This is a genomic window from Verrucosispora sp. WMMA2121 (assembly GCF_027460185.1).
Classification (GTDB): Bacteria; Actinomycetota; Actinomycetes; order Mycobacteriales; family Micromonosporaceae; genus Micromonospora; species Micromonospora palythoicola.
Genome location: NZ_JAPZBH010000006.1, coordinates 1552468 through 1577963, shown reverse-complemented (window position 1 = coordinate 1577963; position 25496 = coordinate 1552468). Strand labels below are relative to the sequence as shown.

General features: G+C 72.0%; 28 protein-coding genes and 2 pseudogenes. 20 read left to right on the top strand and 10 right to left on the bottom strand.

Translation table 11 applies throughout. From position 1 onward, the window contains the following. Positions 1-100 precede the first annotated feature (100 nt). On the top strand, positions 101-1006 hold the full coding sequence (locus O7605_RS16130; protein ID WP_443083935.1) for an SDR family NAD(P)-dependent oxidoreductase: 906 nt from the start codon (positions 101-103) through the stop codon (positions 1004-1006). A 6-nt stretch (positions 1007-1012) separates the two neighbouring features. Here the strand turns inward: O7605_RS16130 and O7605_RS16125 are convergent, their stop codons facing one another. Then, positions 1013-1486 carry a DUF4190 domain-containing protein gene (locus O7605_RS16125; protein ID WP_269739948.1) on the bottom strand — a complete coding sequence of 158 codons (474 nt, stop codon included), beginning with the start codon at positions 1484-1486 and terminating at the stop codon, positions 1013-1015. Between the two features lie 184 nt (positions 1487-1670). On the opposite strand from O7605_RS16125, the gene O7605_RS16120 reads away from it, so the two are divergent. Continuing rightward, on the top strand, positions 1671-2867 hold the full coding sequence (locus O7605_RS16120; RefSeq protein ID WP_269739947.1) for an acyl-CoA dehydrogenase family protein: 1197 nt from the start codon (positions 1671-1673) through the stop codon (positions 2865-2867). A 4-nt stretch (positions 2868-2871) separates the two neighbouring features. On the opposite strand, the gene O7605_RS16115 is transcribed toward O7605_RS16120, so the two are convergent. Together O7605_RS16115 and O7605_RS16110 are read right to left on the bottom strand one after the other, a co-directional pair. Then, positions 2872-3279 carry a CoA-binding protein gene (locus O7605_RS16115; protein WP_269739946.1) on the bottom strand — a complete coding sequence of 136 codons (408 nt, stop codon included), beginning with the start codon at positions 3277-3279 and terminating at the stop codon, positions 2872-2874. Between the two features lie 35 nt (positions 3280-3314). Next, positions 3315-5375 (bottom strand): intein-containing Rv2578c family radical SAM protein, encoded by a 2061-nt coding sequence (locus tag O7605_RS16110; RefSeq protein ID WP_269739945.1) that lies wholly within the window; start codon positions 5373-5375, stop codon positions 3315-3317. 92 nt (positions 5376-5467) lie between these two features. On the opposite strand from O7605_RS16110, the gene O7605_RS16105 reads away from it, so the two are divergent. Continuing rightward, the gene (locus O7605_RS16105) at positions 5468-5866 is read left to right on the top strand and encodes a thiol-disulfide oxidoreductase DCC family protein (protein WP_269739944.1); all 399 of its coding nucleotides are present in this window, start codon (positions 5468-5470) and stop codon (positions 5864-5866) included. A 73-nt stretch (positions 5867-5939) separates the two neighbouring features. Here O7605_RS16105 and O7605_RS16100 read toward each other — a convergent pair whose 3' ends face one another. From O7605_RS16100 to trxA, 3 genes are all read right to left on the bottom strand, one after another. Beyond that, on the bottom strand, positions 5940-6875 hold the full coding sequence (locus tag O7605_RS16100) for an HTTM domain-containing protein (protein WP_269739943.1): 936 nt from the start codon (positions 6873-6875) through the stop codon (positions 5940-5942). Then, complete coding sequence (locus O7605_RS16095) at positions 6872-7312, bottom strand: hypothetical protein (RefSeq protein ID WP_269739942.1); 441 nt, start codon at positions 7310-7312, stop codon at positions 6872-6874. The genes O7605_RS16100 and O7605_RS16095 overlap by 4 nt, the downstream gene beginning before the upstream one ends. A 148-nt stretch (positions 7313-7460) precedes the next feature. After that, complete coding sequence (trxA, locus tag O7605_RS16090) at positions 7461-7823, bottom strand: thioredoxin (RefSeq protein ID WP_269739941.1); 363 nt, start codon at positions 7821-7823, stop codon at positions 7461-7463. A gap of 588 nt (positions 7824-8411) precedes the next feature. Here trxA and O7605_RS16085 point away from each other — a divergent pair. The 11 genes from O7605_RS16085 (at position 8412) to O7605_RS16035 (ending at position 17020) form a co-directional block, all read left to right on the top strand. Then, on the top strand, positions 8412-8927 hold the full coding sequence (locus O7605_RS16085) for a MaoC family dehydratase (RefSeq protein WP_269739940.1): 516 nt from the start codon (positions 8412-8414) through the stop codon (positions 8925-8927). Between the two features lie 144 nt (positions 8928-9071). Next, complete coding sequence (locus O7605_RS16080) at positions 9072-9539, top strand: hypothetical protein (protein ID WP_269739939.1); 468 nt, start codon at positions 9072-9074, stop codon at positions 9537-9539. A gap of 170 nt (positions 9540-9709) precedes the next feature. Then, positions 9710-10333, top strand: coding sequence for a TrmH family RNA methyltransferase (locus O7605_RS16075; RefSeq protein ID WP_269739938.1), 624 nt, complete (start codon positions 9710-9712; stop codon positions 10331-10333). Between the two features lie 146 nt (positions 10334-10479). Next, positions 10480-11178 (top strand): DUF6758 family protein, encoded by a 699-nt coding sequence (locus tag O7605_RS16070; RefSeq protein WP_332317133.1) that lies wholly within the window; start codon positions 10480-10482, stop codon positions 11176-11178. A 116-nt stretch (positions 11179-11294) separates the two neighbouring features. Further along, positions 11295-11453, top strand: a complete 159-nt coding sequence (locus O7605_RS16065; protein ID WP_007455302.1) for a hypothetical protein — start codon at positions 11295-11297, stop codon at positions 11451-11453. Between the two features lie 6 nt (positions 11454-11459). Beyond that, positions 11460-12335, top strand: coding sequence for a PH domain-containing protein (locus O7605_RS16060; RefSeq protein WP_269739936.1), 876 nt, complete (start codon positions 11460-11462; stop codon positions 12333-12335). Positions 12336-12435: 100 nt separating this feature from the next. Further along, positions 12436-13245 carry a SigE family RNA polymerase sigma factor gene (locus tag O7605_RS16055; protein ID WP_269739935.1) on the top strand — a complete coding sequence of 270 codons (810 nt, stop codon included), beginning with the start codon at positions 12436-12438 and terminating at the stop codon, positions 13243-13245. Positions 13246-13295: 50 nt separating this feature from the next. After that, positions 13296-14504 carry a hypothetical protein gene (locus O7605_RS16050; protein ID WP_269739934.1) on the top strand — a complete coding sequence of 403 codons (1209 nt, stop codon included), beginning with the start codon at positions 13296-13298 and terminating at the stop codon, positions 14502-14504. Positions 14505-14528: 24 nt separating this feature from the next. Then, on the top strand, positions 14529-15389 hold the full coding sequence (locus O7605_RS16045; protein WP_269739933.1) for a PHP domain-containing protein: 861 nt from the start codon (positions 14529-14531) through the stop codon (positions 15387-15389). Positions 15390-15429: 40 nt separating this feature from the next. After that, the gene (locus O7605_RS16040) at positions 15430-16044 is read left to right on the top strand and encodes a MarC family protein (RefSeq protein ID WP_269739932.1); all 615 of its coding nucleotides are present in this window, start codon (positions 15430-15432) and stop codon (positions 16042-16044) included. Between the two features lie 136 nt (positions 16045-16180). Beyond that, complete coding sequence (locus tag O7605_RS16035) at positions 16181-17020, top strand: RecB family exonuclease (RefSeq protein ID WP_443083987.1); 840 nt, start codon at positions 16181-16183, stop codon at positions 17018-17020. A gap of 25 nt (positions 17021-17045) precedes the next feature. Here O7605_RS16035 and O7605_RS16030 read toward each other — a convergent pair whose 3' ends face one another. Then, a complete protein-coding gene (locus tag O7605_RS16030) occupies positions 17046-17909 on the bottom strand; it encodes an oxygenase MpaB family protein (RefSeq protein ID WP_269739930.1) in 864 nt (287 codons plus the stop codon). Positions 17910-18036: 127 nt separating this feature from the next. Here O7605_RS16030 and O7605_RS16025 point away from each other — a divergent pair, with 127 nt between their 5' ends. Continuing rightward, positions 18037-18522 carry a DUF2231 domain-containing protein gene (locus O7605_RS16025; RefSeq protein ID WP_269739929.1) on the top strand — a complete coding sequence of 162 codons (486 nt, stop codon included), beginning with the start codon at positions 18037-18039 and terminating at the stop codon, positions 18520-18522. A gap of 54 nt (positions 18523-18576) precedes the next feature. Here the strand turns inward: O7605_RS16025 and O7605_RS31915 are convergent, their stop codons facing one another. Beyond that, the gene (locus O7605_RS31915; protein ID WP_332317132.1) at positions 18577-18741 is read right to left on the bottom strand and encodes a hypothetical protein; all 165 of its coding nucleotides are present in this window, start codon (positions 18739-18741) and stop codon (positions 18577-18579) included. 568 nt (positions 18742-19309) lie between these two features. Between O7605_RS31915 and O7605_RS16015 the strand changes: the two genes are divergently transcribed. Both O7605_RS16015 and O7605_RS16010 read left to right on the top strand, forming a co-directional pair. Beyond that, a complete protein-coding gene (locus O7605_RS16015; protein WP_269739927.1) occupies positions 19310-19471 on the top strand; it encodes a hypothetical protein in 162 nt (53 codons plus the stop codon). Positions 19472-19685: 214 nt separating this feature from the next. Continuing rightward, positions 19686-19910 (top strand): hypothetical protein, encoded by a 225-nt coding sequence (locus tag O7605_RS16010; protein WP_269742795.1) that lies wholly within the window; start codon positions 19686-19688, stop codon positions 19908-19910. Between the two features lie 14 nt (positions 19911-19924). Here O7605_RS16010 and O7605_RS16005 read toward each other — a convergent pair. Continuing rightward, positions 19925-20131 (bottom strand): annotated as a pseudogene (locus O7605_RS16005) (FmdB family zinc ribbon protein); the annotation flags it as partial. Then, positions 20128-20757 carry a 5-formyltetrahydrofolate cyclo-ligase gene (locus tag O7605_RS16000; RefSeq protein WP_269739926.1) on the bottom strand — a complete coding sequence of 210 codons (630 nt, stop codon included), beginning with the start codon at positions 20755-20757 and terminating at the stop codon, positions 20128-20130. The pseudogene O7605_RS16005 and the gene O7605_RS16000, both read right to left, overlap by 4 nt. A 118-nt stretch (positions 20758-20875) precedes the next feature. Between O7605_RS16000 and O7605_RS15995 the strand changes: the two are divergent. The 3 genes and pseudogenes from O7605_RS15995 to O7605_RS15985 all read left to right on the top strand — a co-directional run bounded on the left by O7605_RS15995 (position 20876) and on the right by O7605_RS15985 (position 25486). Beyond that, positions 20876-23213: pseudogene (locus O7605_RS15995) on the top strand (diguanylate cyclase). A gap of 9 nt (positions 23214-23222) precedes the next feature. Further along, positions 23223-24176 carry a UTP--glucose-1-phosphate uridylyltransferase gene (locus O7605_RS15990; protein ID WP_269739924.1) on the top strand — a complete coding sequence of 318 codons (954 nt, stop codon included), beginning with the start codon at positions 23223-23225 and terminating at the stop codon, positions 24174-24176. Beyond that, positions 24173-25486 carry a molybdopterin molybdotransferase MoeA gene (locus tag O7605_RS15985; RefSeq protein WP_164446207.1) on the top strand — a complete coding sequence of 438 codons (1314 nt, stop codon included), beginning with the start codon at positions 24173-24175 and terminating at the stop codon, positions 25484-25486. Before O7605_RS15990 ends, O7605_RS15985 begins: the two co-directional genes overlap by 4 nt. Positions 25487-25496: the final 10 nt, after the last annotated feature.

The following is a 25496-nucleotide window of genomic DNA, read 5'->3' as shown; positions in this document are numbered from 1 at the left end:
GATGTGGCGCAGTCAGGGTAGTCATTGCCGCGCACCTCGCGACGCGCCCGGCAGCGGGTGCGCGTTGCCCGACAGTGGCGGGAAAGGGCAGGATCTCGGCATGGGGATTGACGCGCGCGCGGCGGACCGTTCCGGCAACAGACCGAGACGGGACGTCAGCCGGCCGGGCATGAGCCGGCGACCACGGTCCGCCGCGGCACCGGAGCCCGGCGACCAGGACGCACCGGCGCCACTGCCCGAGCCGGTGACCATGCGGTTGGACGGCAAGGTCGCGCTGGTGACGGGGGCGGGCAGCCCGGACGGCATCGGGTACGCCACCGCTCGCCGACTGTCCGACCTGGGCGCCCGGGTGGCGATCGTGTCGACCACCCGGCGCATCCACGAGCGGGCCGGCGAACTCGGGGTGACCGGTTTCGTCGCCGACCTCACCGACGAGTCGGAGGTGGGCGCGCTGGCCGACGCCGTGGCCGAGCAACTCGGCGACGTCGAGGTGCTGGTCAACAACGCGGGTCTGGCCAGCCGGGCCAGCCCGGAGGTGCTGCGCCCGGTGGCGCAGCTCAGCTACGACGAGTGGCGGGGCGAGATCGACCGGAACCTGACCACCGCCTTCCTGTGCAGCCGGGCCTTCATCGGCGGCATGGCCGAGCGCGGTTGGGGTCGGATCGTCAATCTGGCCGCCACCGCCGGTCCGGTCAACGCGCTGCCCACCGAGGCGGCGTACGCGGCGGCCAAGGCGGGCGTGGTGGGCCTGACCCGGGCGCTGGCCATGGAGATGATCGCCGACGGCGTGACGGTCAACGCGGTGGCTCCGGGCACCATCTACACCGCGGCCTCGACCATGGCCGAGATCAAGCAGGGTCTGGGTACGCCGGTGGGGCGGCCCGGCACGCCCGACGAGGTGGCCGCGGCGATCACCTTCCTCTGCTCGCCGGCCGCGTCGTACATCACCGGCCAGATGTTGGTGGTCGACGGCGGCAACAGCGTCCGCGAGGCCCAGTTCCGCTGAACGGGCTCAGGTGCTGGTGCCGTCGGAGCCGGCCCAGATCGCCAGGGCCAGCCAGCCGCAGCAGGCCAGCAGGAAGAGGCCGGTGAAGATGTAGCTGAGGATCAGGCCCCACGTGGCGAGCTGCTCGCCGTCCTCGCCGCTGGTGCGCAGTTGCCGCTTGGCCAGGTGACCGAGCGCGATGCCGGCGGGTGCGAAGACGAAGGCGAAGACCAGCGAGAGGATGGCCAGCACGTTGGTGCCGCGTCCGCCGCCCGGGCCGGCCGGTGGTCCGTACTGCCCGTAGGGCACCTGTGGGGCGTACGGGGGTTGCTGACCCCACTGCTGGCCGTGCGGCGGCTGGCCCGGGTGCTCGTACGACGGCTGCCCGTACGCCGGCTGTTCGCCCTGCTGTCCGTACGGTTGGCCGTACTGCGGCTGCTGCCCGCCCGGTGGTGGCTCGTAGGGCGACGGTGGCTGGTCCGGCTCCGGTGGTTGGCCCACGCTCTCCTCCTACGGTCCCAACGTCCCTGGTGGGCGGGCCCCTCACTGCGGGACGCTACCCGCAGCGGTGAACCTTTTCACAGTGGTTGGGGGCACTGGTCGCCTTGGCCCCCCGGGTCGGGCGACCGATACTGATCGAGCGTTTAGTTACCAGTGAGTAGGCGCTGAGTTTCCGGAGGCTGAGATGGCTCGACTCGCCCAGACGCCCGGCCTGACCGACGAGCAGCGGGCGATCCTGCAGACCGTCCGGGAATTCGCGGACAAGGAGATCATCCCGCACGCGCAGCGCCTGGAGCACGCCGACGAGTATCCGGCCGACATCCTCGACGGGATGAAGGAGATGGGCCTGTTCGGCCTCACCATCGCCGAGGAGCACGGCGGTCTCGGCGAGTCCCTGCTGACCTACGCCCTGGTGGTGGAGGAACTCTCCCGGGGCTGGATGTCGATCTCCGGCATCGTGAACACGCACTTCATCGTGGCGTACCTGATCTCCCAGCACGGCTCCGCCGAACAGCGGGCCCGGCTGCTGCCGAGGATGGCCACCGGCGAGGTCCGCGGCGCCTTCTCGATGTCGGAACCGGAGTGCGGCTCCGACGTCTCGGCGATCAAGTCGAAGGCCGTCCGCGACGGCGACCGGTTCGTCATCGACGGCCAGAAGATGTGGCTCACCAACGGCGCGTACTCGTCGGTGGTGGCCACCCTGGTCCGCACCGAGACCGGCGCCGACTCGGTCTACGGCAACATGAGCACGTTCCTGCTGGAGAAGGAACCCGGCTTCGGTGAGACCGCCCCGGGTCTGACCATCCCCGGCAAGATCGACAAAATGGGCTACAAGGGCGTCGAGACCACCGAGATGGTGCTCGACGGCGTCACCGTTCCCGACAGCGCCGTCCTCGGCGGGGCCGACCAGGTGGGTCGGGGTTTCTACCAGATGATGGACGGCATCGAGGTCGGTCGGGTCAACGTCGCCGCCCGCGCCTGCGGCATCTCCATCCGGGCCTTCGAGCTGGCCGTCGCGTACGCCCAGCAGCGCCGGACCTTCGGCCAGCCGCTGGCGAAGCACCAGGCCATCGCCTTCAAGCTGGCCGAGATGGGCACGAAGATCGAGGCGGCGCACGCGCTGATGGTCAACGCGGCCCGGCTCAAGGACGCCGGCCAGCGCAACGACGTCGAGGCGGGGATGGCGAAGCTGCTGGCCTCGGAGTACTGCGCCGAGGTCGTCCAGGAGGCGTTCCGCATCCACGGCGGCTACGGCTACTCCAAGGAGTACGAGATCGAGCGGCTGATGCGGGAGGCGCCGTTCCTGCTGATCGGCGAGGGCACTTCGGAGATCCAGAAGACCATCATCTCCCGCGGCCTGCTCCGCGACTACAAGCTCTGAGCGGTCAGCTCCGGCGGGTCAGCCCGGCGGCGGCCCGCTCCACGATCAGGCAGCGGTCCTCCACGTAGTCGATGCCGGCCTCCTCGGCGATCCGCCGAGCCTGCGGCGACACGATGCCGAGCTGCAACCACACCGCCGGGGCGCCGATCGCCACCGCCTGCCGCACCACGTCCACGGCGTCGTCGGCCGGTCGGAACACGTCGACCAGGTCGACCGGGTGGGGGATGTCGGCCAGGGACCGGTACACCGGCTCGCCGAAGAGTTCGTCGGCGGTCGGGTTCACCGGAATGATGCGCCAGCCGTACCGCTGCATCTCCAGCGGTACGCGGTGGGCGGCCTTGAACGGATCGCGGGACGCGCCCACGACGGCGATCACCTGGGCGTCGGCGAGGATCTGCTGGGCGGTACGCACCTGCCGACTGTAGCCGCGTCGCATTCGGCGCGCGCTCACAGCAGGGTCAGCTGCTCAGGTGCCGGTGCCGGCTGCGGCGCGTCACGGTGCTCGTCGGCCCTGGGACGGATCAGCCCGTGCCGGCGGGCGGCGATGCGGACCCGGGCGGTCAGCTCCCGCTGATAGGACTGCGGCGCGTACGCGCCCGCGCCGAACAGCTCCCGGTAGCGCGGCACCAGCCGGGGGTGCTCCCGCCCGAGCCAGCGCGCGTACCACTCGCGGGCGCCGGGGCGCAGGTGCAGTGGTAGCGGCGTAACGCTGGCGGCACCGGCGTTGGCGATCGCCGCCACGGTGGCCTCGATCGACTCGTCCGAGTCGGAGAGGCCGGGCAGGATCGGCGCCATCAGCACGCCCACCTCGAAACCGGCGTCGGCGAACCGGCGTACCGCGTCGAGCCGGCGGCGCGGGCTCGGTGTGCCGGGCTCGACCGAGCGCCACAGCCGCTCGTCGAGGAAGCCGACCGAGAAGGCGACGGACACCCGGGTGACCTCGGCCGCCTCTCGCAGCAGCGGCAGGTCACGCTGGATCAGCGTGCCCTTGGTCAGGATCGAGAACGGGTTGGCGAAGTCGCGCAGCGCCTCGATGATCGGCGGCATGAGCCGGTAACGCCCCTCGGCCCGCTGGTAGCAGTCGACGTTCGTGCCCATCGCCACGTGCGCCCCGCGCCAGCGCGGCGCGGCCAGTTCGCGACGCAGCAACTCGCCCGCGTTGACCTTGACGACCACTCGGCTGTCGAAGTCCGCCCCCGCGTCGAAGTCAAGGTAGGTGTGGGTGTTCCGGGCAAAGCAGTTGTGGCTCACCACCCCGTCGGCGACGAAGTCTCCGGTGCCCGTGGTGATGTCCCACAGGGGGAGCTCCAATCCGAGATATTGGATCGCAGTGACCCGGAGCCTGGCCTGACACTTCACCGCCGCTCCTTCGATCGACCGCTTGCGGCTGATGGCGGGGTCGGTCAGGTGGAAGAATCGCAGACGTTCAGCGAGGCCACCCGTCAGCCGCACGGTGCGGACCCGGTTGGTCAGCCCACGGTCCTCAAGGACGGCGGAAAGGCCGAAGTGACGGAACGCGGCCGCTGTCCGGGTCAGGATGGCGTCGTCAGTATTCGAGATCCGCAGGATCCCCCTGTTACAGCTTCCTTCGGCGTCGAAGACGCCGGCGAGGAAACCTCGGTACCAGTCGTCGTCGGGCTGGGTGGGCCACATGATGAGTCTTCGGATGGCGTCGACATCCACTGCCTTGGAGGAGCGGATCGCTTCCACCGCTCTGCGCTGTGAACTCGCAGGTGTGAAGGAGAACCGTGTCGTCTGCACTCCGAACGCCCCCAGATACTGCTGGGTGCGGTGCAGCGCCTCCTCGTCGGCCAGTGCGAGCCGGAACTCGTGCACGACCCCGTACGGGTAGACATGGGTGCCGAGGTTGCCGTCCCCGCGAATCATGCCGCTGAGATAGCCCTTCCGGTAGGCGTCGTTCACCTTCGGTCCGGCTGCGAATCGCCCGGTGCCGATCAGGCGGTTGTTCGTGGTCAGGTAGGGCCGCTGGCCGTCGCCTTGCATGGCGCCCGTGACGTGCTTCCAACCCCGATCGGTCAGGAAGCGGTGGTCGCCGCTCGCGACAAGTGTCGTGCCGTCTTCAAGCGTGAGTCGGTAGGCCGGCTTCACCGTCGACCACTTGGCCAGAACGGTGGTTACCACGTAGCGGCGGTAGGTACCTCGTCGTTCGGTCCCGTAGATGCGGTCGCCCACCTCCAGGTCGCGTATCGCCCTGATGCCTCCGTCAGCCATCAGGATTGGAGTCTCCCCTGACAGGCAGTACGAACATGCATGGCTGCATCCCCGGTACGGGTTGACGGTCCACTCGAACGGGACGCGGGAGGTGCCCGGGACCTTGTTGAGGATCGACTTGGCGTGCACCTCGTAGAAGGTCATGCCGGCGAAGTCGGGAGTGTCGAAGGTCCGGACGACCGCATCGGGCAGCGCCAGCGGCAGGGGTGGCGTCGCTGGCGCTGCCCGTCCGGGACTTTCCTCGACCGGGGGAGCGGTCAGGTTCTCCCAGCGCATGGCCAGTATTCGAACACATGTCCTAGTGGTGTGCAAGTGACTCGCCGGACACCCGGGTGTGGGTGGGTCGACGCTGGGGGGAGGATGAAGGCATGTCGACCTTCGTCTACGACGGGGACTGCGCCTTCTGCACCCGCTGCGCGGAGTTCATCGAGCGCCGGATTCCCACCGACGCCCGCGTGGTGCCCTGGCAGTTCGCCGATCTCGACCGGCTCGGCCTGACCGAGGCGCAGTGCGAGGAGGCGGTGCAGTGGGTCGGCTCGGACGGCAGCCGGGCCGCCGGCCCGGACGCCATCGCGGCGCTGCTGGCCAGCAGCGGCCGTGGGTGGCGGCTCGCCGGGGCCGGGCTACGGATCCCACCGGTACGCGCCGTCGCCTGGCCCGTGTACCGCTGGGTGGCCCGCAACCGGCACCGGATGCCCGGCGGTACGGCCGCCTGCTCGCTGCCCCAGGAGACCCGGGACCGCCTCTACGGCCCCTCCGGCGGCTGACACCTCGCCAGGACGGACCGCCCGCCTGTTCCGTGCGTTACCGCTCGCGCGCCGAGCACGGATCGTGGGCCGGTCAGGGCGCTGTCGGGTCCGGCACCGGCTCGCGGCCACCGTGTCGTGTCTTCGCGGGCGTGGCGGTGTCGGCCAGTGGATCCGAGTCGAGCCCGCGCTGATCGGACGGTGACCTGCGGGCGAGGAGCCGTCGCACTGCGACGAGCGGGCGTACCTTCTCCAGCGGCAGGAAGCTGGTCATGGCGACCAGGTGCGGGGCGAACGAGATGGTGATGGTCGCGATCGTCACCAGGTGGAACGAGTAGAAGAAGCCGACCATGGCCAGCCGCCAGCGCTCGGGCAGCACGAAGACCAGCGGGCTGAGCAGTTCGAAGGCGAGGATGCCGAACTGGGCGACGAGCAGCAGGTGGGGCACCTGCGCGATCAGATCCGCCAGGTCGGTGCCGCGTCGGATGATCGCCTTCGCGAGCACCGAGCCGGTGGCCCAGTCCAGGCCGCCGAAACGGAACTTGGCCCAGGCGGCCAGGAAGTAGGTGCAGATCACCGAGATCTGGGTGACCCGCAGCGCCCAACCGCCGGCCTCCGTCCTGGTCGGGTCGCCGTGCCGGGCGCGGCCGGCGGTGGGCAGCACGGCCAGAGCGACGAGCAGGGCGAACCGGTCGTGGTCCACCTTGCCGTAGCTCATCGCGATGATCATCCACTCCAGGTAGAGCGCGAAGACCGTCCAGCCGAGCAGCCGGTGAGCGCGTCCGGTCGCGGCGAGCAGGGCCAGCAGCAGCAGGGCCCAGAAGATCACGCTCACCAGCGTCGCGGTGGGGGTGGGTAGCGGCAGTACGCGCCCGACGAACAGCGGTTGGTAGAGGTTGCCGGGTACGTCGACGCGGTCGCGTACCCAGGGGGTGAAGACGACCAGGTCGGCGGCGACGAACAGGTAGACGAGCGTGCGGAACGCGGCGACGCGACCGCGCGGCACCGCCTCGGTGAGCCAGCGGCTCATGGGGTGACCTGCCAGCGGACGACGGTCTCGTCGAGCCACCGGCCGGTGGGTCGGCGGTCGGTGACGTCGTGCCACCGGATCACGATCCGGACCTCGGCCAGTCCCGGTGCGTCGGGGTGGCGTCGGCCGTACGCCTCGGCGACCTCGCGCAACCGGCTGGGGTCGGCGACGTACCGACTCTGCTGGCCCTCGATCTCGGCCCGGCGGATGCCCGTCGCCGCCTCGCCCAGGTCGACGAGGTCGCCGTTGCGGTCGACCCCTTCCACCCGGGTGTCCGGTGCGTCCGCGTCGGCCGGATCGGAGGTGGAGTACATCCGGAAGGGGCCGAACGGGAAGTGGTCGTCGGCGCCCCAGGCCGTGCCGGCGAGCAGGACGGCGAGGCCGAGTGCCGTCACCGCCACCCGGACCGTACGGCCGCGGCTCGTCAACGCATCCATCGGATGCCGAAGATACGGCACCGGCGTGCGTTGCAGTGGCCTGATCGGCGGGCCGTGTCCCAGCTGTGACGGGTCCGGCGAGCGGACAGGTGGCGCAGACGCCGCTGGCCGGGCCCGATCGGGGCCCGGCCCGCGTGCCGAGATGAGATCAGTGCTTGTGCTCGGCCAGCTTCTTGCGCACGTCGTCCATGTCGAGCGCCTGAACCTGCTCGATGAGGTTCTCCAGAGCCGACTCCGGTAGCGCGCCCGGCTGGGCGAAGACGATCACGCCGTCGCGGATCGCCATGATGGTCGGGATGGACCGGATGTCGAACTTGGCGGCGAGTTCCTGCTGCGCCTCCGTGTCCACCTTGCCGAAGGTGATGTCCGCGTGCTTGTCCGACGATCGCTCGTAGACCGGAGCGAACCGCTTGCAGGGACCGCACCAGTCGGCCCAGAAGTCGACCAGCACGATGCCGTCGCCTTCGGTCACCTGGTCGAAGTTGGCCGTGGTCAGCTCGACGGTTGCCATGTGAGTCTCTCCGATCACGCGGAACAGCTACGTCTGGTGGAACTCGGGCGTCCCCCTTCGCATTCCCGTCGTGGTGCCACCGTAACCCTGGTCGCAGTCCGGATGGGGTGTTTGTCCGCATCGATCGCCGTCGGCCTCCGGGGGCGTCCGCAGATCGCACATGCATGTCGCATTTGCGTGACCGCCCGTAATGGGAGCGTTTCCAGTGAGATCAACGCTCTGACCGGGTACGAAGCGGTAACTTTGGCGCTGACTAGCAGCGATTCGACCTGCAGAGATCGCTTTTTGGCCGATGATATGTCACTCAGAGTAATGTAACAAAAAGATAAATGTGACCTCGGTCTCTGTGCGACAGGACGGGCGTACGGCAGAATCTTGAAGCATCAGAGCGTGGGCGGCGGGTGCCGGGGAGGGCCCCGCCGCTCATTGCGTCCGGCCTCGGTCCAGCCGCGCCGGCCCCACCCGCTCCGGTGCCTATCGGTCTCGGCCGGTGTGACATTCCGCCGCCCGTCGCGCCCCCGGCTTCGCCTTAACCCTCGATAAGGCATGCTGTGCCGAACTCCGCCGCCTCCGTCGAGGGAGACCAGGATGCAGTTCGGCCGCTACTACGAGGAGTTCGAGGTCGGCGCGGTCTACCGGCACTGGCCGGGCAAGACGGTCACCGAGTACGACGACCACCTGTTCTGCCTGCTCACCATGAACCATCATCCGCTGCACCTGGACGCGCACTACGCCGAGACCGCGAGTCAGTTCGGGCGCAACGTCGTGGTCGGCAACTACATCTACTCGCTCCTGCTCGGCATGTCGGTGCCGGACGTCAGTGGCAAGGCCATCGCGAACCTGGAGATCGAGTCGTTGCGGCACGTCGCACCCACCTTCCACGGCGACACGATCTACGGCGAGACCACCGTGCTGGACAAGCGGGAGTCCGCCTCCAAACCGGATCGTGGCGTGGTGGCGGTGGAGACGCGCGGCTACAACCAGGACGGCACGCTGGTCTGCGTCTTCCGGCGCAAGGTGATGGTCCCCAAACGGGAGTACGCGGCGGCGGCCGTTCCCGACGGCGTCGACCCCGAGCGGCCCAGCTTCCCCGAACCGCGCTGACCCGGGTGGTGACGTCCCGAGCCTGGACCCGTCGCGGCCGGTCGATCGCGGCCGGCGGGGAGGCGGTGGCACGCCGCGGCGGGTTCCCGCCGTAGGGGTTCGGTCCCCGTCCCGGGCGAATATGCTGGCGCCGGAGGTCCCGCCATGAGCGAGCGAATCACCACCGCCACCGCCTATTCCGCCACCGAGTGGGACCTGCTCACCGGTCTGCCCGGGCGGGTGATCGTGGCCGCCGCCCAACCCGGCCCGGGGCGTCCGCCCCGGAGCGTGGCGGCGGGTCTGGCCGGACTGGACGCGGTGGCGGCCGGACGAGCCTTCGACAGCGATCTGGTCCGGGCGGTGGTGGCCGCGATCTACGCCCGGCACGACGGGCCGTCCCGGCCGGCGGCGCCGCTCACCGATCTGGTGGACGTGCTCGCCGCCTGCCGGGCCGTCGTGCGGGTACTGGCTCGGCATGCCGATCCCGCCGACTCGGCCGCCTACCGGCAGTGGGTGCAGTCGGTGGCCGCCCGCGTCTGTCGTACCGCGTCCTCCGCCGTGCCCGGCGGTGTGCTGGCACCCGCCGACCGTCGGTTCCTCGACCGGCTCGGCGGCGCCCTCGCCCTGCGCTGACCGGTGCCCATGCCCGCGCTGACCGGTGCGCTGACCGGCCGCCCGACGGTGACAGCGGTCCGCCGCCGGCGGTGTGCGGGCGGTCCGCGTGGCTCCCGGTGCTCCGCGTGACTTCCGGTGCTCCGGGCGGTGGGAGGTGCTCCGGGCGGCGGGGCGTAACCTGCGTGACCGTGACCGGTGAGCAGCTCGACGTCGGCGTGGGGCCCTGGCCCGGCGACCCGCCGGAGGACCCCCGCTACGACCCGGAGCTGCTCGCCGCGGGGGATCGGCGCAACGTGGTCGACCGCTATCGCTACTGGCGACGTGAGGCCGTCGTCGCCGACCTGGACCGGCGGCGGCACGACTTCCACGTGGCGATCGAGAACTGGCAGCACGACCTCAACATCGGCACGGTGGTCCGCAACGCCAACGCGTTCCTCGCGGCCGAGGTGCACATCGTGGGCCGACGGCGCTGGAACCGCCGCGGCGCGATGGTCACCGATCGCTACCAGCACGTACGCCACCACGAGACGATCGACCAGTTGATCGTCTGGGCGGCGGAGCACGAGCTGCCGCTGGTCGGCATCGACAACCTGCCCGGCTGTCGGCCACTGGAGACCAGCACGCTGCCCCGGTGGTGCGTCCTGTTGTTCGGTCAGGAGGGTCCGGGGCTCTCCGAGGCCGCCCGTTCCGCATGCGACCAGGTCTTCTCGATCGCCCAGTACGGCTCGACCCGCTCGATCAACGCCGGGGTGGCGAGCGGCATCGCCATGCACGCCTGGATCCGCGCCCACGCCGGCCCACCTCCGACCTGACCCCACCCTCCACCGCTGTTGACCATGAAGTTGTTGTCGCGACACGCCGAGGAGCGAGATGACAACTTCATGATCGCGAAGGTGGGGGACGGGGGTGGGGAGCGGGGGAGGGGGTTGACGGGGGGCGGTTGGGGGGTGACGGTGGAGTGGTGACGGTTGCGGTGAGTTGTCCCAGATGCGGGGGGTCGGTCCGGTCGCCGGATCTGATGCACCCGGAATCCCGCTGCCCCGACTGTGGGCCGGTCGCGCCCCTGCACGTGCCCGAGCACATCGGCGCGGAGATCGTGGCCAGCGTGGTCGACCACATCCGGGCCGCCGCCGGGCCGCAGCAGCCGGCGGTTCCGCTGTGGTGTCCGTGGCCGCTGCCGCCGGGCTGGACCACGACCGGCGTGGCGTGGGCCGGCGACGATCGGCTCGGAGTGCGGGCCACGGTGGTCGCCTGCGCCGGGCCGGCACCGTTGGGTGGTGGCCCGGCGGACCTGGTCTTCGTGGCGGAGGAGCCCGGCGTGGGGCTGGGCGCGCGGTACGCCGGAGTGCCCGGGCCCGACGCCGGACCGGAACTGGTCGAGGCGCTGACCGACCCCGGCCCGGGGCATCCCGGCCATGTCGGACGCGCCGGGATCAGGGTGGCCGGTCACCCGACTCCACTGTGGCTGGTGAACTCGCTGCCGGATCGAAGCGCGTACGCCGGCGAGGCTCGGGGAATGTGGCTCTATGCGATAGCCTGGCCGGCGAGTGCGGGGCATCTGCTCGCGGAGGACGTGCTGCTGCACGACCTGGTCGAGTGGACGCCGTCCGAGCTCGTGTACGGCGCTCCATCTCCGTACCTGCACGGGAAGGCTTGACAAGTCTCCCGGAATGTCGGAGAACGGACGCAGATATTCACGGTAAGACACCACGCTGATACTCTGGGTGCCGCTGCGGTAATGGGACCCGGCGCCGCGCGAGAGGATGGCCCGCCATGGTCAAGAAGGTCCTCACCTGGGCCGGAATCGCATTCTTGATCTTCTTCGTCGCCTACCGGCCAAATTCCGCCGCGGACGTGTTCAAGTCGCTGGGCGGCGGCATCATGGACATCGCCCAGGGCTTCGGCGACTTCTTCACCTCACTGGTCGCCTAGCCTCCGATGGGAAGCCCCTCCGGCCCGCCCTTCGATCCCGACGATCCCGACCGGGCCCGCCGGGAACGCGACACAGAGCCGATCCCTCGAATCGATCCCGACGACGGGCCGGGCTACGGCGCCGGCCCTCGCCTCTCCGACGGTCCGTCCTTCTCCGACGACGTCGGCTACGGCGACGGCCCGGGGTACGCCGGCGAAGGCCGGTCGGGGCGGGCCTGGGTGCGCGATCCGGAGGCCGGTTACCTCCACCCGGAGATCTCCGAGGAGGAGCTGGCCGGCCTACGCGCCGACGCCAGCGGTGGCACCCCGCGTCGGGTGCTGCCGCTGGAGGACGAGCCCAGCTCGTTGGTGGCCCGATACCTGTTTCCGACCGAGCGGTACCGGGGCGAATGGAAGCGGCACTGGGTCCACCTCGCCACCCCGATCATCGTCGGCGTCGCCGCGACCTTCGTGCTCGGCTATCTCTCCGGCTTCCTCGCCGGTCAGGACGTCGGCGCGCTCACCACGATCGCGGTGCTGCTCTGGTTCGCGGTGATGGGCTGGGTGGCGTGGCGGGTCGCCGACTGGTGGTATGACCGCTTCATCCTGACCAACAAGCGGGTCATGGTGGTCAACGGGATCATCACCCGGCGGGTGGCGATGATGCCCCTGGTCCGGGTGACCGACATGAAGTACGAGCAGACGCCGGCGGGCCGGGCGCTCAACTACGGCACCTTCGTGCTGGAGTCCGCCGGCCAGGAGCAGGCGCTGCGCGAGGTCAAGAACCTGCCCAACCCCAACGAACTCTATCTGCGCGTCGTCGAGGAGATGTACGAGCCGCAGGCGGTCGAGGCCCGGCTGGGCAAGGAACAGGACGAGGCGAAGGCCGACGACGGCGCCTGAAACTTCTTGTCCGAACATCGGAGATATTGCGCACCTTTCGTCCTCGACCCGCTGGTCCCGCTGTGGCAGGCTGCGGCAGGATCAGGCACGGAGGTGGTGTGTGGCCAGCAGCAACCCGCTGGAGGAGGAGTTCCGCGATTTCGTCGCGGCCCGCTCCGGTGCTCTGCTGCGGACCGCGTACCTGCTCACCGGCGACTGGGGCACGGCCGAGGATCTTCTCCAGACCGCGCTGACCAAGACGTACCTGGCGTGGAAGCGGCTGGGTGGGATCGAGGCGATCGAGCCCTACACCCGGCGTGTCATGGTCAACACCTCGACGAGTTGGTGGCGGCGTCGCTGGCACGGTGAGCGTCCGACCGAGGTACTGCCCGAGCATGCCGCGGCGGACGAGCTCGAACGCCAGCTGGACCGGGACGTGCTCTGGCGGCATCTGAGGGCCCTGCCCGCCCGGCAGCGCGCGGTGCTGGTGCTGCGCTTCTACGAGGACATGTCGGAGGCACAGACCGCCGCGATGCTCGAGATCTCGCCGGGCACCGTGAAGAGCCAGACCTCCCGGGCACTGGCCACGTTGCGCCGACGAATCGGCGCGGAGGAACCCTTCGGCCTGCGTGCCGGCAGGCCGGAGCCGACCGGTCAGCCGGCTGACCGGACCGGGCCCGGAAGTCCGCAACCGGAGGACGCTGAGCGCCCCGTGCGGGCCGCCCAGCGCCGGCCCGCCGGCGGGGTGGTACCGGCCCGTGGCGCCGGTACCGGTGCGACGGCCTCGCCCGACCGGATCTCCTCGCGCGGCACACCCGCCGCTGCGGCGGCCGACGGACGTGACGTCCCGCCGACGGCGCCCGGACCGGCGGCAGCTCAGCCCGGACCGGCGGCAGCGCAGCCCGACGCGCTGGTCGGAGAGCGGTGGTGATGCGGAAACCGGCAGCTCATGACAACCAGAGCCGGTTCCCGGATCGTCAATTGGACGTGTCGTCCGACGAGTTGGAAGGCGCCCTCCGGGAGATGCTGTCCAGGCGGGCGGCCGTGACGCGCGCGGTCGCCGCCGACCCGGCCGGTGCGGCGATCCGCCGGGCCGACCGGATCCAACGTCGCCGCACCCTGGCCGGGATGAGCGTGGCCGTGCTGGTGGTCGTGGCGGTCAGCGCGGGCAGCCTGCACCTGCGCGACAACCGGCCGCCGGCGGGCGGGACGGTGGTGATCGGCGACCCGGACCAGCGGCCGCTCGTCGAGCGCGTCACCGCACCACCCGGGCCGGACACCGCGGCCCCGATCGCCGAGGTCGACCTGCTGATCGACGGCTCGATCGCCACCGCGCAGGGTCGACGGGTGCCGCTGCTCGGCATCGGCGAGGTGGAACGGGTACACCGGCTAACGGACGGCCGTGGCTGGTTGGCGGTCGGGGCACCGACCCTGGCCGGGCGGTTCCTCTGGGCGGTGGCCGCGGATGGCACCGCGCAGGTGCTGCTGGCCGGTGCTGACGAGATCGTCCTGGACGCGGACGGCCGGCAGGTCGCCTGGAAGCAGGGCACGGTGCTGGCCGGCGCCGGGATCGTCAACGGTGAACTCGCCAGCACCGTACGGGCCGAGGCACCGGCCGAGGCGGTGCCGCTGCGGTTCGTCAACGGGGCGGTGCTGGTCAGGTTGGCGCCCGATCGCCCCGGGCACGTGCTGTGGACCCTGCAACCTGGTCAGCTGGACCTGGGCGGGGACCGAGCCAGCACCGACATCTTCGGCGCGCTGCCCGACGGACGCCTGGTCGGCGGGACCACTCCGGGCGTCGGGCTGCCCACCTGCCTGACCCTGCTCGACCCGGCCCGGGATCTGGCACCCAGCCAGCCGGACTGTGGGCCGGAGACGGCCGGTGACGGCCGAGGTGCGGTGTCGCCCGACGGACGCTGGCTGCTGGTCAACGGGCGGTCGGCGGGGGTGGACTCGGCGCTGCTGGTGGACCTGGCCATGTTCGACCTGCCCACCGCCGTACGGCCGGCGGGACCGCCGATGACCGGCACCGTGGTCTGGCGCAACCCCGACACGGCCTACTACGCCGACGCCGCCGGTGGCCTGGTGCGGGTGGCCGTCGACCGGGTCGTCGCGGGCCGTCCCGCCGCACCGACCGCCCTGCCCGGCCTGCCCGCCGGTGAGCTACCGGTGGTGGTGAGCGGTGGCTGACCGGGCGACCGGTGACCGCGGGCGATGACCTCCCGGATCGATCTGCACACGCACTCCACGGCCAGTGACGGCACTCTCCGCCCGGCCGAGCTGATGCGCGCCGCCGCGACGGCCGGACTGGACGTGGTGGCGATCACGGACCACGACACCACCGACGGCTGGGAACCGGCACTGCGTGCCCTGCCGACCGGGCTGCGGCTGGTCCGTGGCGCGGAGCTTTCCTGCCGGTGGGACGGTGAACAGCCTCCGGTGCCGCTGCATCTGCTGGCGTACCTCTTCGACCCGACGGATCCGGACCTGGTGGCCGAGCTGACCAGGGTGCGGGCGGCGCGGTTGGCCCGGGGCGAACGCACCGTGGACCTGCTGCGTGCCGACGGCGTCGACGTGCACTGGCCGGAGATCCTGGCTCTGGCCGGCGGCGGGACGGTGGGCCGGCCGCACATCGCTCAGGCGCTCATCCGGGCCGGGCTCGTTGCCACCACCACCGAGGCGTTCGGGCCGGACTGGCTTGGGCGGCGGTACCGGCTGCCCAAGGAGGACATCGACGTGTTCCGGGCCGTCCGGCTGATCCGGGCGGCCGGCGGCGTGCCGGTGTTCGCCCATCCCCGGGCCAGCCGGCGCGGCCGGATCGTGCCGGACGAGCTGATCGCCGAGCTGGCCGCGGCTGGACTGGTCGGCCTGGAGGCCGACCACGAGGACCATTCACCAAGCGAGCGGGCCCACGTACGCGGTCTCGCGGCCGAGCTGGGTCTGCTGGTGACCGGCTCCTCGGACTTTCACGGCAGTCACAAGACGGTTCGGCTCGGTGCTTTCACCACCGGTGTCGACGCGTACGAGCGGATCGTCGCGGCATCCTCCGGGGTGACCGAGGTCGCTTCGGGCTGACCTGGGTTTCGACGCCGACCGGCACGGCTACGGTGACCGGGTGGATCTCAAGCTCTTCGGCGAGGTCTTCGTGACCCTGCTGGTGATCGTCGACCCGCCCGGCATGATGCCGATCTTTCTGGCGTTGACCGGCCCGCTGTCCGCGCGGGAGCGCAACCGGGCCGCCTGGCAGGCGGTCGCGCTGGCGCTGGGCGTGATCGTGATCTTCGCGGTGGCAGGACAGACGCTGCTGGCCTACCTGCACGTCGACCTGCCCGCGTTGCAGGCGGCCGGTGGGTTGCTGCTGATCCTGGTCGCGCTGGAACTGCTGACCGGCAAGACCGACGACCCGACCAAGCAGGCCACCGCCAACATCGCCCTGGTGCCGCTGGGCACGCCGCTGCTGGCCGGGCCCGGCGCGATCGTGGCGACGATGCTCTTCGTCCAGCAGGGCGACGGACCCGCCGACTTCGCCGCGATCGCCGCCGCCATCGTCGCGGTGATGCTCACCGTCTGGATCGTGCTGCGGTTCTCCGGCGGCATCGTGAAGGTGCTACGCCCCGGCGGCATCGAGGTGCTCACCCGGATCGCCGGCCTGCTGCTGGCGGCGATCGCCGTACAGCTCATCGCGGACGCGATCGCGGCGTTCGTGGCGCAGTACAACGGTGCCGGCTGACCGGGTCGCCCGGTCTGTCGGGGGTGGATGGCAGGATCAGGTGGTGCGACGAGCCTCTCCAGCCGGACGACCCGCCGCCGGTGGCCGCCCGCCCCGGCCCCGCGACGCGCAGCCCGAGCAGCTCGGCTTCGAGGGCATGCCGGAGCGGCTGTTCGTCTGCACCCCGAGCCGCCTGGGTGCCTACGCCGACTGTCCGCGGCGTTACCGCTACTCCTACGTCGATCGCCCGGCGCCGCCGAAGGGCCCGCCCTGGGCGCACAACTCGCTCGGCGCCAGCGTGCACACCGCCCTGAAGAACTGGTACGCGCTGCCCACCGACCGACGCCGCCCGGAGGTGCTGCCGACCCTGCTCAAGAGCACCTGGGTGCGCGAGGGCTACCGCGACGACGAGCAGGAGCGCGAGTCCTACCGGCGGGCCCTCGGCTGGCTGGAGGCGTACGTCGCCGGGCTGGACCCGGCCGACGAGCCGGTCGGGGTGGAGCGGGTGGTGGCGGTGAAGACCGGGGTGCTGGCCTTCAACGGCCGTGCCGACCGGATCGACTCGCGGCCCGGCCCGCAGGGGCCCGAGTTGGTCATCGTCGACTACAAGACCGGTCGCTCCGGGTTGGACGGCGACGACGCGCGCGGTTCGCAGGCGCTGGCGCTGTACGCGTACGCGGCCGAGCAGGTGTTCCGCCGGCCGTGCCGCCGGGTCGAGTTGCACCATCTGCCGAGCGGCACCGTCGCCGCGCACGAGCACAGTGTCGAGTCGCTGGCCCGGCAGGTGAGCCGCGCGGAGGAGACCGCCCGCGACATCATCGCCGCCGAGCGGTCGGTGGCCGACGGCGCCGATCCGGACGACGTCTTTCCGACCGCCCCCGGCCCGCGCTGCGCCTGGTGCGACTACCGGCGCACCTGCCCCACCGGTTCGGCCCTGCCGGGCAAGGAGCCATGGGCCGCGGTGGAACGCTTCGCCGCGCCGACGACGGAGGACTGATCCGCGACCGACCTCGCGCCGTGCGTCAGGTGGCGGAGGAAGCAGCGGTCAGCCGCGCCGCGCGTTCCTTGGCGGCGCGCTGCACCGGGCCCTCCCGCCAGTCGCGGGGCAGGGCGGTGAGCGCGAGCCGCAGCGCGCGTACCGTCACGTCGGCCGACAGCGCGGTGGTCGGCAGGCCCAGTCCGCCGTACAGCCGTCGGGCCCACGGTGGCAGCAGGGCGAGCGCGGTGCCGGCGATGCCCAGGTACGCCCACCGGGGCGGGCCGAGGTTCAGCCCGATCCGGGCCGGCAGGCTGAGCTTCCAGGGCAGGGGTGGCGCGGTCAGGAACAGGGCGGTCTCGGCGGCCTCCCGGGTCATCCGCAGCTCTGGCCGGACCCGCCGGTAGTAGTCGGCCACCTCGGCGGCGGTGCCGGGCACGGTCTCGGGCGCCAGCCCGACGAGGGCGGCGGTCCGCCGCTGCTCGGTGTAGTAGCGGTCCACCTCGTCGGCGTCCAGCGGTACGCCGGCCCGCCGCGCCGTGTCGAGGAACGACTCCACCTCGGTGACGTGGACCCAGCGGAGCAGGTCCGGTTCGTCGATCCGGAACCGTTCGCCGGTGCCGGGGTCGACCGCGGTCATCCGGGCGTGCCGCCGACGCAGCCGCCGGCCGGCCCGCTCCGCCTCATCGGTGGTGCCGTAGACGGTGGTACCCACGTAGTCGGCGGTACGGATCAGACGCCCCCAGGCGTCCTGGCGGTAGTTGCTGTTCTGCGCCACCCCGGCCATGGCCCGTGGGTGCAGCGCCTGGAGGTAGAGCGAGCGCAGGCCGGCGACGAACAGGATCGGCTCCTGGTGCAGCTTCCAGGTGACCGAGGCGGGACCGAACAGGCCGACGTCGACGGTTTCCACCTGTCAAGGGTGCCACGCGAACCGAGGTGAACCCGTGCGGTCGGGTCTGCGTGTGGAGCAACAGGGCGTTGGGCGGATCAAGCACGGGCCCGTACGCTGACATCCACGATCACCCTCGGAGGTGCCGATGTTCGAGAAGGCGCTGGGCCTGCCCCTACACGTACTGGTCGTGCACGCCGTCGTCGTGTTCGTGCCGCTGCTGGTGCTGCTCGCCCTCGCGTACATCGTGCTGCCCCGGTTCCGCGCCCGACTGGACTGGGCGGTGGCGGTCCTGGCGGTGGTCGCGCCGATCACCGCGTGGGTCGCCACGGAGTCCGGTGAGGCGTTGCAGGCCCGGCAGATCGCGCGGGGCTTCTCGGGCGAGATCCTCGACAAGATCAACGAGCATGCGGCACACGGCGAGGTGCTGTTCCGCGTCACGCTGGGGCTCGGTCTGGCGGTCATCCTGCTGCTGGTCGCCACGAGCGGCCATGCCCGGGTGCCGAAGCTGCCCGGCTGGGTGCCGGCGGTGTTGTCAGTCGTGGTGCTGGGGCTGGGCGTCGCGGCCCTGGTCTACGTCTGGCTCAGCGGCCACTCGGGTGCCGAGATGGTCTGGGGCACCACGTACGAGTAGGCCGGCCACGGCCGCCGTGAGCGGGTACGCCCACCGCCGCGCCCGGGTGCCCGCTCAGAACAGCAGCCGGGTGCAGAGCAGACAGGTCAGCACCACCAGCACGGCTCCGGCGACCGCGCCGACGGCCCAGGTGACCCGCTGCGCCCGCTGCTCCTGCGCGTCCAGGCTGGCCATGTCCTGAGGCGGCAGCCGGCGGGGCGGTGCTGCCTGCAGGTGCACCGGGGGACGCCAACCGGGCGGTGGAGCGGTGGTGGGTGGCGGCCCGCTGTAGCCGCTCGCCCCACCGGAAGCGACATTCCCGGAGCTCGGGCCGGGGCCACCGCTCGGGCCGGGGAGGCCGCTCGGGCCCGGCATGCCGCTCGGGCCCGGCATGTCGCTTGGGGGTGAGGTGTCGCTCGGGGGTGAGGTGTCGCTCGGGGGTGAGGTGTCGCTCGGGGGTGAGGTGTCGCTCGGGGTCGGGCTCGCGTCGGGAACGGGGGCGGGTACCGACGGGTCCGGGGGGTGACTCGCATCGGCCGCCGCCGGAACGCGCTCCGCGGGAGGGCCGCCGGAGCGCCCGTCGCCGGAGTCGGGCCGGCGCCAGGCATCGTCCGGATCCGAACCGGATGGGGGCATCGTCACGCTGTCCGACGCTACCAATCACCTCGTCGCCGCTCCGCCAGGCCGCGCCTGTGGCGGTCGATACGAGCAACTTCGGGGATGGTGCTGCCTCCGTCGCGCGAGACCCAGCACGATCCCCGAAGTTGCTGCGTTGACTGCGTGGGGCAGAGGGTTAATGTTGTCGTTCGTGAGCGATTGGCGGGGTGAGGACGATCGCGCGGTCGAGTTGACCGACGACTTCGTGGTGCTGCCGGAGCAGACCGCGGACGACACCGACCACGGGTGGGGCGAGCGTGCCGGCGACAACGACGACCGGCTGCTCGCCGAGCGCCCGCCACACTGGGACTGAGCCCGGCAGGCGCCCGTCAGCGTGCCCGCCGACGCCCCTGCTGCGTCGGGCCCGCCCGCCAGCAGCCGTGCTGCCCGGCAGAGGTGCTCCTTGACGGGGTGCCCTTGCCGGCCGGCACCGCAGCTTGCCGGTCACCCCAGCTTGCCGGTCAGCGCTGCAGTCACTCGGTCAGCACCGCAGCCGGGGGCGTGCCGACGGTCAGGAGGGGCTGGCCGTGGCCGTCGCCTTGCTCGCTCCACCGGAGGATCCTCCCGATGAACCACCGGACGACCCGTTGCCGGAGCCGGACGAGCCGGAGCCGGACGCGGACGACGCGGAGCCGTTCGACGAGGAACTCGCGGAGTCAGCGGATTTGGAGCCGGACGACGAGGACTCCGACTTGCCGCCGGAACCGTTCGACGTGGTGTCCGAGCCGGAGGAGCGGGAGTCTGTGCGGTAGAAGCCCGAGCCCTTGAAGACGATGCCGACCGAGTTGAACAGCTTGCGCAGTCGTCCCTCGCACGCCGGGCAGTCGGTCAGCGGCTCGTCAGAGAAGGACTGCACCGCCTCGAGCTGGTGACCGCACGCGGTGCAGGCGTACTGGTACGTGGGCACGTTCCCCTCCGGATCTGGCACGGCCGAATTGGCACTCGACGTATTCGAGTGCCAATGGTGCGTCATCGCCCCCCGGTTCGTCCAGCGGAAGTGTGGGGCACGACACCCGCGAGGGTCAGCAGGCCGCCGGTCGGCGTGACCACCGCCCGTACCGGCAGGTCGTGTGGTTCGGCCGGCACCTCGGAAAGCAGTTCACCGTCGTACAGCGGCACCACCGTGAGGACGGTTGCCGGTACCCGCGCCAGGGCGCGGTCGTACGACCCGCCGCCGCGTCCCAGGCGGATCCCTCGTCGGTCCACGGCCAGGGCGGGCACCACCACCAGGTCGGCGGTGGCCACGGCGGTGACCCCCAGCCGGGGGCCGGTCGGCTCGCGGATGCCCCGCCCGGCGGCGACCATCGCCTGCGGCCCGTCCCAGACGGCCCAGTCCAGGTCGAGGTCGTCACGCAGCACCGGCAGCAACAGGTCCGCCCCGGCGGGCAGCGCCTCGGCGAGCACCGTCGGCAGCTCCGACCCGCCCGGCTCCCCACCGACCGGGGCGTACGCGGCTGTCCGGCCCGGTCGCAGCCGGCTGACCAGGGACGCCAGTTCGTCCTGAAGGCGTGCTGCGGCGGTGGCGCGCTCAGCGTCGGTGCGGGCGCGGCGGCGGGCGAGCAACTCGATCCGGGCGGCCCGCTTCGCGTCATGCGTCACTTCCGCTCCTTCCGCAAATTCCGGCACGCAACACTCCTCACGCAACGCTTGCCTACCCGTTGCTCTGTGTCAGCATCGCAGGCAACGGTCGCGCAACTTCCGGGGGGAAGGGGAAGCGTTGACGCTACGCGGGCGGTTGACCGCAGCCTTCCTGGCGGTGGCGTTCGGCCCGGTCCTGCTCGGTGCCGTCTTCGTCGCGTCCACCGTAGCGGCGGTCGACCGCAGTCGTGCGACCGAACGGCTGGCGGTGGCCGCCACGGCCGTACGTACCTCGGTCGACGCCCTATGCCAGCAGCTACGCGCCGCAGCCGACGCGGTCGCCGTCACCGCTGACCACGCCGCGGCGGCGGCGCAGGTGGTCAGCCGGGGCCTGGCCACCGCGGTGCTCGTCACCGACGTGGCCGGTCGGGTCGGCTACGCCACGCCGGATCCGCCCCCGGCACCCTGGCGGGACTGCACCGCGCAGGCCGCGCCCGGCGGAGGGGCGAACGCCCTGGTGGCGCGGGTGCAGCTACGCGACGCCGCCGGCACGTCGCTGGGTACGGTGGCCGCCGCCCAGCCGGTCGACCCGGCCTTCGTCGCGCGGCTCGCCGCGGTGACCGGGGTGGCGGTGACCCTGCTCGACGGGGCCGCGCCGGTGCAGGTGGCGCACACCACCGAATCCGGCAACGGTCGGGACGCGGTGCTCGCCGCCGCGGCCTCGCTGCGCGACGAGCACGTCGCCGGCACCACCGACGGCCGGTACGTACGTCGCGCCGGCCCGACCGTCGGCCAGCCGCTGCCCCTGGTGCTCTCGGTACCCAGTGACCAGCCACCCGGGCTGCACGCGGTGCTGGTCGCGGTGGTGCTGATGGCCGCCCTGCTGGGCGTGGCAGCCGCCTGGCGGCTGGCCCGGGTCACCACTCGGCCACTCGTGGAACTGGCCGGTGCGGCGGACCGGGTCGCCACCGGCGATCTCACCGCCCGGGTGCCGGTACGCAGCCGCGACGAGATCGGCCGGCTGGCCGTCGCCTTCAATCGGATGACCCGCGAGACGGGCGGCTACCTGGCGGCGCTGACCAGCAGCCGGGACCAGTTGCGCGGGCACCTCGCGGTGCTCGGTGACACCCTGGCCAGTACCCACGACCTGCCCCGGATCCTGCGGGTGATCCTGCACAGCGCGCTCGCCGCGACCGGGGCCCGCGCGGGGGCGGTACTCCTCACCGACCAGGGTGAGCACCTTGTCGCCCGGTGCAGCGAGGGGCTCGACGAGCGCGGGCCCGGCACCGCGCCACTGCGGGTGCCGCTGGGCAGCGGGGTGGTCGGCGCGGTCGCGGCGACCGGTCAGCCCCGTCGGGGTCGGGCCGAAGCGGCGAGCGTCGACCCGGACGAGCCGCGCTGCCGGACGTACATCGCGGTGCCGTTCGCCGCGCCCGACCCGACCGGCGGCGACGTCTCGGGCGTGGCCTCGGCGGCTGCCGCCCAGGGGCGGCCGCCGGAGGTGGTGTTGGGCGTGCTGGCGCTCTACGACCGCCTCGGTGGCGACGAGTTCGACGACGACGACCTGGCCACCCTGCGCACCTTCGCCCGGCACGCGGCGGTCGCCGTGGACAACGTGCGCGTACACGAGGAGGCGCAACGACTGTCGCTCACCGACCCGCTGACCGGGCTGTGGAACTACCGGTACCTGCGCGAGTCGCTGCGCCGGGAGGTGGAACGGGCCAGCCGGTTCGGCCGCATGGTCAGCGTCCTCGCCCTCGACCTGGACCGCTTCAAGCGGGTCAACGACACCTACGGGCACGCGGCCGGGGACACCGTGCTGGCCGAGTTCGCCCGGCGGGTACGCGGCGAGATCCGCGAGGTGGACCTGGCCTTCCGGCGGGGTGGCGAGGAGTTCGTGGTGCTGCTACCGGAGACCGACGCCCGTGGCGCGGCAACCGTCGCCGAGCGGCTCGGCGCGGCCGTTCGCGACACCCCGGTGACCGTGGTGGGGCACGCCGGTGTCCGCGAGCTGATCCCGGTGACCGTCTCCGTCGGCATCGCCGTCTTTCCCGACCACGCCGACACCGGCCCGCAGGTGCTGGCGGCGGCGGACGAGGCGTTGTACGCCGCGAAGACCGCCAGCCGGGACACCTGGCGCCTGGCGCCGGCCCGGGAGCCGTCGCCGACCCGTGAGGTACCGGTGCCGGCGGTCGCCCGCAGCCCCGCCGACGGACTGCCCAGGGCCGGACCCGACGCGCCGATCACCACCGGCGACCCGTCGGGCGGGCCCTGACCTGCCGGCACCAGCATCGGCCCGCCGGGTGTCGACCTGCCGGCGTCGACCCCCGTCGGTCGGCCCGTCGCCCCGGTCCGGGCGGGCCGACCACCGGCGGTCCGCCGACCTGACCGGGACGCCACCGGTAACCGGCAGAACCGGTCCGGCGGGCGGCGCGTCTTCCGGTCCTCACCCGCCGAGTCAGGGCCGTGGCCGATAGTCTCGCGACATGTCGGAGCACTCAGCGAACCCCTCAGCGACCGCCGCCACCGGCCGTCCCCGTGCCGTCAAGGCCGTCATCCCGGCCGCCGGACTGGCCACCCGGTTCCTACCGGCCACCAAGGCCGTTCCCAAGGAACTGTTGCCGGTGGTCGACCGACCGGTGCTGCAGTACATCGTCGAGGAAGCCGCCCAGGCCGGCATCGGCGACGTGCTGCTGATCACCGGCCGCGGCAAGACTTCGATGGTGGACCATTTCGACCGTCGCCCTGACCTGGAGGAACGGCTCGCGGAGAAGCCCGACCTGCTCGCCGCCGTCAAGCGGACCGAGGAACTGGCGTCCATCTACACCTGTCGGCAGCCGGAGCAGTTGGGTCTCGGGCACGCCGTCGGGTACGCCGAGTCGCACGTCGGCGACGAGCCCTTCGCGGTGCTGCTCGGCGACGAGTTCGTCAACCTCAGTGAGCCGCTGCTGCCCGCGATGCTGGAACTCCAGGCCCGTACGGGCGGGGTGGTGCTCGCCTTCTTCGAGGTCGACCCGGCGGAGACGAAGCGGTACGGGATCGCCTCCGTCGAGCCGGCCGAGTCCGAGCTGACCGACATCGGCGAGGTCGTCAGGGTGACCGGAATGGTGGAGAAGCCGAAGCCGGAGGACGCGCCGAGCAACCTCGCCGTGCTCGGCCGGTACGTGCTGCCCGGCAAGATCTTCGACGCCATCCGCCGGACGGAGCCCGGCAGCGGCGGAGAGATCCAACTGACCGACGCGATGGAGATCCTGCGTACCGAGGGGACACCGGTGCACGCGATCGTCTACCGCGGCACCCGCTACGACACCGGCATGCCGCTGGGCTACCTGCAGACCGTGGTCCAGATCGCGGCCGACCGCGAGGACCTCGGTAGCGAGTTCCGCAAGTGGCTGGCCGAGTTCGTCAACTCCGACGCGTCGGGCGGTCCGAATACATGACCGCGACGGCCGACGCCGAGGCGGCCGAAAACGGGTTGACGCCGCTCGCCGACTACCTGGGCAGCGTGCTGCGCAGGTTGCGCGCGCTGCCTCCGCTCGACCTCGACCTCACCCAGGCGTACGGCAACGTCCTCGCCGAGGACGTCGTCGCCCCGCACTCGTTCCCGGCCTTCGACCAGGCGGCCGTGGACGGGTACGCCGCGCGCTGGGAGGACATCGCCGGTGGGGGCCGGGGCGTGGGATACGTCCCGGTCCAGTCGGGTCGGCCGGGCGGTCGCACCGTACGGCTCAACGTCGTCGGTGATCTCGGTGCGGCAAGCTGGCGGCCGGTCCGACTCACGCCGGGGTCGTGTTTCTCGGTGGCGGCCGGCGCACCACTGCCGATCGGTGCCGACGTGGTCGTGCCGGTGGAGTGGACCGACCAGGGCATGGCGGCGGTGGAGATCTTCCGGGTCCCGAAACGGGGGTACGGGGTCCGGCGGACGGGCGAGGAGGTGACCGGCGGTGCACTGCTCGCCCGCTCCGGCACCTACGTCTCGCCGGCGCTGGTGGCGGTGCTCGCGGCGACCGGCATCGGCCATGTGGTGGTGCGTCCGAGCCCCCGGGTGGTGATCGTGGCCACCGGCGACGAACTCGTCGACGTGGGGCGGGGCAGCCAGCCGGGTCAGGTGGTGGACGCCAACTCGCACGCCCTGACCGCCGCGGCGGCGGAGGTGGGGGCGTTGGCCTACCGGGTGGGTATCTGTGACGACGATCCGGAGGGGCTGCGTGGGCTGCTGGAGGACCAGACCCTGCGGGCCGATCTGATCATCACGACCGGTGGCACCGGCACCGGGCCGGGCGACATGGTCCGCCGGATCCTGTCCCGTCGAGAGGGCAGCCGCGCCGGTCCGGTCACCTTCACGGACGTGGCGCTCTACCCGGGCACCGCCCTCGGCTTCGGCACGGTCGGCGCCGAGGAGGTGCCGGTGGTGTGTCTGCCCGGCGACCCGGGGGCCGCGATGATCGGCTTCGAGGTGCTGGCCCGGCCCGCGATCAACCTGCTGGCCGGCGCGGAGCCGGTGTTCCGGCCCAGCGTACGGGCGCACCTGCTGGAGACCGTCGCCTCGCCGGCCGGGCTGCGCGAGTTCCGGCCCGCGCACGTCGCCGAGCGGCGGGGCGGGGGTTACACTGTCCAGCCGCTCAACGGCGGCCCGTTCACGCTCTCCGGCCTGGCAGAGGCGAACGGACTTCTCGTTCTCGGCGAGCGGGTGACCGCCGCGGCCGCCGGCTCCACCGTCGACGTGTTGCTGCTGGACCGCCGCCGGTGACCCACCGGTG